General features: G+C 57.9%; 6 protein-coding genes and 1 rRNA gene. 4 read left to right on the top strand and 3 right to left on the bottom strand.

The genetic code is table 11. The features are described 5' to 3' along the window. From B7L09_RS32150 to B7L09_RS16640, 3 genes are all read right to left on the bottom strand, one after another. Positions 1-72: ribosomal RNA gene (locus B7L09_RS32150) — 16S ribosomal RNA — on the bottom strand; the annotation flags it as partial. A 643-nt stretch (positions 73-715) separates the two neighbouring features. After that, on the bottom strand, positions 716-1,936 hold the full coding sequence (locus B7L09_RS16635; RefSeq protein WP_094469754.1) for a CaiB/BaiF CoA transferase family protein: 1,221 nt from the start codon (positions 1,934-1,936) through the stop codon (positions 716-718). A 13-nt stretch (positions 1,937-1,949) separates the two neighbouring features. After that, positions 1,950-3,131, bottom strand: coding sequence for an acyl-CoA dehydrogenase (locus tag B7L09_RS16640; protein WP_094469755.1), 1,182 nt, complete (start codon positions 3,129-3,131; stop codon positions 1,950-1,952). Positions 3,132-3,288: 157 nt separating this feature from the next. Between B7L09_RS16640 and B7L09_RS16645 the strand changes: the two genes are divergently transcribed. From B7L09_RS16645 to B7L09_RS16660, 4 genes are all read left to right on the top strand, one after another. Then, positions 3,289-4,188, top strand: a complete 900-nt coding sequence (locus B7L09_RS16645; protein ID WP_094469756.1) for a LysR family transcriptional regulator — start codon at positions 3,289-3,291, stop codon at positions 4,186-4,188. 435 nt (positions 4,189-4,623) lie between these two features. Continuing rightward, the gene (locus tag B7L09_RS16650; RefSeq protein ID WP_094469757.1) at positions 4,624-5,745 is read left to right on the top strand and encodes a Re/Si-specific NAD(P)(+) transhydrogenase subunit alpha; all 1,122 of its coding nucleotides are present in this window, start codon (positions 4,624-4,626) and stop codon (positions 5,743-5,745) included. Between the two features lie 15 nt (positions 5,746-5,760). Beyond that, positions 5,761-6,081 (top strand): NAD(P) transhydrogenase subunit alpha part 2, encoded by a 321-nt coding sequence (locus tag B7L09_RS16655; RefSeq protein ID WP_003187417.1) that lies wholly within the window; start codon positions 5,761-5,763, stop codon positions 6,079-6,081. Further along, positions 6,081-7,517, top strand: a complete 1,437-nt coding sequence (locus B7L09_RS16660; protein ID WP_064450076.1) for an NAD(P)(+) transhydrogenase (Re/Si-specific) subunit beta — start codon at positions 6,081-6,083, stop codon at positions 7,515-7,517. The genes B7L09_RS16655 and B7L09_RS16660 overlap by 1 nt, the downstream gene beginning before the upstream one ends. The last annotated feature ends 3 nt before the right edge of the window (positions 7,518-7,520 follow it).

Here is a 7,520-nt window from a genome sequence, read left to right on the forward strand (position 1 = left end):
CTACCGCTCGACTTGCATGTGTTAGGCCTGCCGCCAGCGTTCAATCTGAGCCATGATCAAACTCTTCAGTTCAAACATCTTTGGGTTTTTAAGAAACCCTAAACTTGGCTCAGCAATCGTTGGTTACATCTTTGATTTCTCGCGGAGTAACTTGTGATGCTGATAATCTTGCTGACTATCAGTCTGACTCCACAAGCACCCACACGAATTGCTTGATTCAGTTGTTAAAGAGCGGTTGGTTAAGATCTTTCGTCTCAACCGAGGCGCGCATTCTACAGCAGCCTCATTTGCTGTCAAGTGATTATTTTCAGAAGTTTTCAAAGNTTCCTTTGCAACTTCAACCACTTGCGCTTCCGATCTCTCGTTAGCGGGAGGCGAATTCTACAGCGTTACTCGCTGCTGTCAACACCTCTTTTTCTCCGCTTTCGACCGAGAAGATCGAACCGTCAATCAAGCCAAACAACCCTGCCTGATCAACTCCTTCTGGGCTTCGATGACCCGAAGCAACTCGCTGCCGAAAACCGCGTAACTCTTTGTTTACCAAGGAGTTTTCCGTTTCGACTGCGCCGGAAGTGGGGCGAATTATAGACTTCCAGAATCTGCCGTCAACCCCTAATTTGGCTTTTCTATCAATAAGTTGCAGAAAGCCGGAAACCAGGCCGATTCTCTCTATATATAGGAGAGCAACCCCCTCCCTTTTATATAGAAGGAATCTTCAGAGCACCCCCGCCTCTCTGAAAGCGGAAACCGTATCTGCGTCCAGACCCAACACTCGCTGCAAAACCTCCAGCGTGTGCTCGCCCAATAACGGAGGCGCATTACGATACTCCACCGGCGTTTCCGACAGGCGAATAGGGCTCGCTACCTGCGGCACCATCCCTGCCAGCACATGGGGTAGCTCGATCGCCAAACCACGCGCCTTGACCTGAGGATCAGCAAACATCTGAGCCAAGTCATTAATAGGTCCGCATGGCACACCCGCCTGCTCCAGTTGCAGTACCCACTCAGCCGTGGTCTTGAAGACGGTCGCCTGACGGATCAGCGGGATCAACACCGCACGATTCGCCACCCGCAGCTTGTTGGTCGCGAAGCGTGGGTCATCCGCCCACTGAGGCTGCCCAGCCACCTCCGCAAACTTGCGGAACTGCCCGTCATTACCCACGGTGAGGATGAAGTCGCCATCTGCCGTAGGAAAATCCTGATAAGGCACGATGTTCGGATGAGCATTACCCAGGCGCTTAGGCGCATTACCCGTAGTCAGATAGTTCATCGCCTGGTTGGCCAGACACGCAACCTGAACATCCAGCAACGCCATATCGATATGCTGACCGCCACCGTCATGATCCCTATGGGCCAACGCGGCAAGGATCGCAACAGTCGAATAGAGTCCGGTCAGGATGTCTGTCAGCGCCACACCGACTTTCACCGGCCCTGCGCCCTCATCCCCCTCAGGTCGACCGGTCAGACTCATCAGCCCACCCAGGCCCTGGATCATGAAGTCATAACCCGCACGCTTGGCGTAAGGCCCGGTTTGGCCAAACCCGGTAATCGAGCAATAAATCAGATTCGGATTGATGGCTTTGAGCGACTCATAGTCCAACCCATANGCCGCCAGGCCACCGACCTTGAAGTTTTCGATCAGGATGTCCGACTTGGCTGCCAGCTCACGCACCAGCTTTTGCCCCTCTGGACGCGTGAAGTCGATGGTCACCGATTGCTTGTTGCGATTGGCCGACAAGTAATAGGCGGCCTCAGTGGTGTTCTCGCCATAGGCGTCCTTAAGGAANGGCGGTCCCCAGGCGCGCGTATCGTCGCCATTGCCCGGGCGCTCGACCTTGATCACTTCGGCGCCAAGGTCCGCAAGGATCTGCCCGGCCCAAGGCCCGGCCAGCACCCGCGATAAATCCAGTACCCGTAGATGCGAAAGCGCGCCCATGGACGTTCTCCTATTAATAGAACGCCTGGATGCCGGTCTGCGCGCGACCGAGGATCAGTGCGTGGACGTCATGCGTACCTTCATAGGTATTCACCACTTCCAGGTTGACCAGATGGCGAGCGACACCGAACTCATCAGAGATGCCGTTGCCACCCAACATATCCCGCGCCATACGCGCGATATCCAGGGACTTGCCGCAGGAGTTGCGCTTCATGATCGAGGTAATCTCAACCGCCGCCGTACCTTCATCCTTCATACGCCCCAGACGCAGGCAGCCTTGCAAGGCCAGAGTGATCTCGGTCTGCATGTCGGCAAGTTTCTTCTGGATCAACTGGGTCGCCGCCAGCGGACGACCAAATTGATGACGATCCAAGGTGTACTGGCGAGCGGTGTGCCAGCAGAACTCGGCNGCACCCAGCGCCCCCCAGGAGATGCCATAGCGCGCGGAGTTGAGGCAAGTAAAAGGGCCTTTCAAACCACGGACGTCAGGAAAAATGTTCTCTTCAGGGACAAACACGTTGTCCATGACGATCTCGCCGGTGATCGATGCACGCAAGCCAACCTTGCCGTGGATCGCCGGAGCACTCAGGCCTTTCCAGCCTTTCTCCAGGACGAAGCCACGGATGTCGCCCGCATCATCCTTACCCCAGACCACGAACACATCAGCGATCGGGCTATTGGTGATCCACATCTTGGCGCCGGTCAGGCTGTAGCCGCCGTCCACCTTGCGTGCACGTGTAATCATCGCGCCTGGGTCGGAACCGTGGTTAGGCTCCGTCAGACCAAAGCAGCCAATCCATTCGCCAGAAGCCAACTTCGGCAGGTACTTCTGCTTTTGCGCCTCGGTACCGAACTCATTGATAGGCACCATGACCAGCGAGGATTGCACACTCATCATCGATCGATAGCCGGAGTCGACACGCTCGACCTCACGAGCGATCAGACCGTAGCTGACATAATTGAGGCCGCTGCCGCCGTACTGCTCAGGGATGGTCGCGCCCAACAGGCCGACTTCGCCCATTTCACGGAAGATCGCTGGATCAGTCTTCTCATGGCGGAAAGCTTCGAGAACGCGCGGTGCGAGCTTGTCCTGNGCGAATTGCTCNGCGGTGTCGCGCANCATGCGCTCCTCTTCGGTGAGCTGTTGATCCAGCAGCAGTGGATCGATCCAGTTGAAGCTAGCTTTACCGCCCATGAGTGTGTCCTCTCGAATCGGGTCAAATAACGTGGACTGATCCTAGGCCTGGCCCGGCATTACGGCAAACGAGGATTTTGCATACTGTTGTGCTAATTTCTCACTCCGTAACGTCGCGAAATAGCCTTTATGCGATGTATTAGTGAGGTTGGAGTACATGCGTCGGAAAATCCCTAGCACCACCGCCCTGATCAGCTTTGAAGCGGCAGCGCGCCACGAGAGCTTTACCAAGGCGGCGCAGGAACTTTCGCTCACTCAAGGCGCTATTTGCAGACAGATCGCCAGCCTTGAGGAGTTCCTCAGCGTAGAACTTTTCCGACGCTCGCGGCGCGGAGTGAAGCTGACGGAAGCCGGACTTTCCTACAGCCGCCGCGTAGCCACCCAGCTTGACGCGGTTGAGCGGGACACCTTGTCCGTGATGGGACAACAGGGCGCCAATGTGATCGAACTGGCCGTGGTTCCAACCTTTGGCACCCAATGGCTGATTCCTCGCCTCAAGGACTTTCAACGTCAGCACCCGGAAGTGACGGTCAACCTCACCAACCGCACGCGCCCCTTCCTGTTTGCCGACACCGATTTCGATGCCGCGATTTACTTTGGTGATGCGGATTGGTCGGGTACCGAATCCCACAGGTTGATGGGCGAAAATCCGATGCCGGTATGCAGCCCTACGCTACTGGGCAAAAAAGCCAATCTGACAGCCGATGAAATCGCCGAAATGCCCCTGCTGCAACAGACCACGCGCCCTTATGCCTGGCGCCAGTGGTTCAACTCTCAGCACCTTAATGTGCCGCGCGACATGACAGGACCGCGCTACGAGCTATTCTCCATGCTTGCCCAAGCGGCGATGCACGACATGGGGATCGCGCTGATTCCGCCATTCCTGATTCAGCGCGAACTGGCGGAGAAGCGCCTCGTGATAGCCAACACCCAGGCGCTGTCGAGCATCAAGGCTTATTACCTGATGATTCCGGAGCGAAAGGTCGAATCGGCGTCTCTAAGGGCATTTCGCGATTGGCTGGTCACCCAGGCCCAAAGCTACAGCCTAGAAGGGTAAAGGCTTACCGCTGTTAGCTGACCCCGTAGTCAGCAAAATCAAAGCCCTACAGATGTACGTTTTTGTCGCATATTGGCAGACTGTACCGACGAGCAGTACAAACGTCCCACAAGTCCCTGCCGACGTGGCTTTGAGCCTCTATTCACCAGCAATGACGCCTCATTCACCGTGCCGATGTGTAAATTCTTGAAATTCGGCCAGAATCCTTACAAGGCACGCCCTGCAAGGGATCTAGGCGGTTGGTTGCGACATTCGGTCACGGGGTGACTTGTAGTTAATTTTCCGTCACCCGTCATAATCCCTTGAAGGCCGTAAAGTTCGCCTGCAAAATGCCGCGCCCCGCCCAGATTTGGCGGGATCGTGCTGATCGGCCGCCCCAGCCGCACCATCCGAAGTGCCTGGGTTTACTCAATAAGATCACGCAGGAGATTTGACGTGCACATTGGTGTTCCTCTCGAAACCCAGACCGGTGAAACGCGGGTGGCTGCCACCCCGGAAACCATCAAGAAGCTGATCGGCCAGGGCCATAAGGTCACTGTTCAAAGCGGAGCAGGCCTCAACGCCAGCATCGTCGACAGTGCCTATGAAACGGCAGGCGCAANCATTGGCAGCGCCAACGATGCGTTTGGTGCCGAGCTGATTCTCAAGGTAGTCGCCCCCAGCGACAGCGAGCTGACGCTGATTAGAAGCGGCACCGTTGTGGTCGGCATGCTCAACCCGTTCAGCAATGAAACCATTGCCAAGCTGGCCGAGTGCGGCATTACCGCGTTCGCGCTGGAAGCGGCTCCGCGCACCTCCCGCGCTCAAAGCCTGGACGTGCTGTCGTCTCAAGCCAACATCGCCGGCTATAAAGCGGTCCTGCTGGCAGCCCACCACTACCCGCGCTTCATGCCGATGCTGATGACCGCAGCAGGCACCGTGAAAGCGGCACGCGTGCTGATNCTCGGGGCNGGTGTTGCGGGCCTTCAGGCCATCGCCACGGCGAAACGTCTGGGCGCAGTGATCGAAGCGTCTGACGTACGCCCCGCAGTAAAAGAGCAAATCGAATCCCTCGGCGCCAAGTTCGTCGACGTACCCTATGAAACCGATGAAGAGCGCGAATGCGCCGTCGGTGTCGGCGGATATGCTCGCCCGATGCCGTCGAGCTGGATGCAACGCCAGGCCCTGGCCGTACACGAACGCGCCAAGCAAGCCGACATCGTCATCACCACCGCATTGATCCCAGGTCGCAAGGCACCCACCCTGCTCAGCGCCGAGACCGTCGCGCAAATGAAGCCAGGCTCGGTGGTCATCGACCTCGCCGCAGCCCAGGGCGGCAACTGCCCGCTCACCGTGGCCGACCAGGTCGTGGTCGAGAACGGCGTGACCATCTGCGGCCCGACCAACCTGGCCGGCGCCGTAGCCGCCGATGCTTCTGCTCTATATGCGCGCAACCTGCTGGACTTCCTGAAGCTGGTCTTCACCAAGGAAGGGCAGTTTGAAATCAACCTCGAAGACGACATCGTCGCCGCGTGCCTGATGTGCCGCGACGGCCAAGTCATCCGCAAAAACGCCTAAGCAGGGATTCAGACGATGGAAGAGCTTATCTCCCCCGGTATCTACAACCTGATCATCTTTGTGCTGGCGATTTATGTCGGCTACCACGTGGTTTGGAACGTGACCCCCGCGCTTCACACGCCGCTGATGGCGGTGACCAACGCGATTTCCGCAATCGTGATCGTCGGCGCCATGCTCGCCGCCGCACTCACCGTGACGCCGCTGGGCAAGACCATGGGCACCCTGGCCGTGGCGCTCGCGGCGGTTAACGTGTTCGGCGGCTTCCTGGTCACCCGCAGGATGCTTGAGATGTTCAAGAAGAAAGCCCCGAAAGTAAAAGAAGAGGCGCCCAAGTAATGAGCATGAATCTAGTCACGACGCTCTACTTGATCGCGTCGATCTGCTTTATCCAGGCCCTTAAAGGCCTGTCACACCCAACTACGTCGCGACGTGGCAACCTGTTTGGCATGCTCGGCATGGCGCTGGCGGTACTCACCACCGTGGGCCTCATCTATAAACTGGGCGCAGAACTCGCCACGGCCGGTATTGGCTACGTCATCGTCGGCCTGCTGGTCGGCGGCACCGCCGGTTCGATCATGGCCAAGCGCGTAGAAATGACCAAGATGCCAGAGCTGGTAGCCTTCATGCACAGCATGATCGGCCTGGCAGCGGTGTTTATCGCCATCGCCGCCGTGGTCGAGCCGCAATCCCTGGGCATCGTCAAACATTTGGGCGACTCGATTCCGGCCGGTAACCGTTTGGAGCTGTTCCTCGGTGCGGCCATCGGTGCTATCACCTTCTCCGGTTCGGTGATCGCGTTCGGCAAACTGTCGGGCAAGTACAAGTTCCGTCTGTTCCAGGGCGCACCGGTACAGTTCGGCGGCCAGCACAAGCTGAACCTGGTGCTTGGCCTGGCTACCCTTGGTCTCGGCCTGGCGTTCATGTTCACCGGCAACCTCAGTGCCTTCGCATTGATGCTGGCCCTGGCGTTCGTGCTCGGCGTGCTGATCATCATCCCGATCGGTGGCGCCGACATGCCGGTTGTCGTCTCGATGCTTAACAGCTACTCCGGCTGGGCAGCAGCAGGCATCGGCTTCTCGCTGAACAACTCGATGCTGATCATCGCCGGCTCCCTGGTGGGCTCCAGCGGCGCGATCCTGTCGTACATCATGTGCAAGGCGATGAACCGCTCCTTCTTTAATGTACTGCTCGGCGGTTTCGGCAACACGGCGGATGCCGGCGCAGTGGCAGGCTCGAAAGAAGCACGCCCGGTGAAATCCGGCTCGGCGGACGACGCGACCTTCCTGCTGACCAACGCCGACACCGTGATCATTGTTCCAGGCTATGGCCTGGCAGTTGCCCGCGCGCAACATGCGCTCAAAGAGCTGACCGAAAAGCTGACTCATCGTGGCGTGACCGTGAAGTACGCGATCCACCCGGTAGCGGGCCGTATGCCTGGGCATATGAACGTGCTGCTGGCCGAGGCGGAAGTGCCTTACGACCAGGTGTTCGAGATGGAAGACATCAACTCCGAGTTCGGCCAGGCCGACGTGGTGCTGGTGCTGGGTGCGAACGACGTGGTCAACCCGGCCGCCAAGAACGATCCAAACTCACCGATCGCCGGCATGCCGATCCTGGAAGCGTTCAAGGCCAAGACCATTATCGTCAACAAACGCTCGATGGCCAGCGGCTATGCGGGCCTGGACAACGAGTTGTTCTACCTGGACAAAACCATGATGGTCTTCGGTGATGCCAAAAAGGTCATCGAAGACATGGTCAAAGCCGTCGAATAACAC

Source organism: Pseudomonas mandelii, from assembly GCF_002251635.1.
Taxonomy (GTDB): Bacteria; Pseudomonadota; Gammaproteobacteria; order Pseudomonadales; family Pseudomonadaceae; genus Aquipseudomonas; species Aquipseudomonas mandelii_B.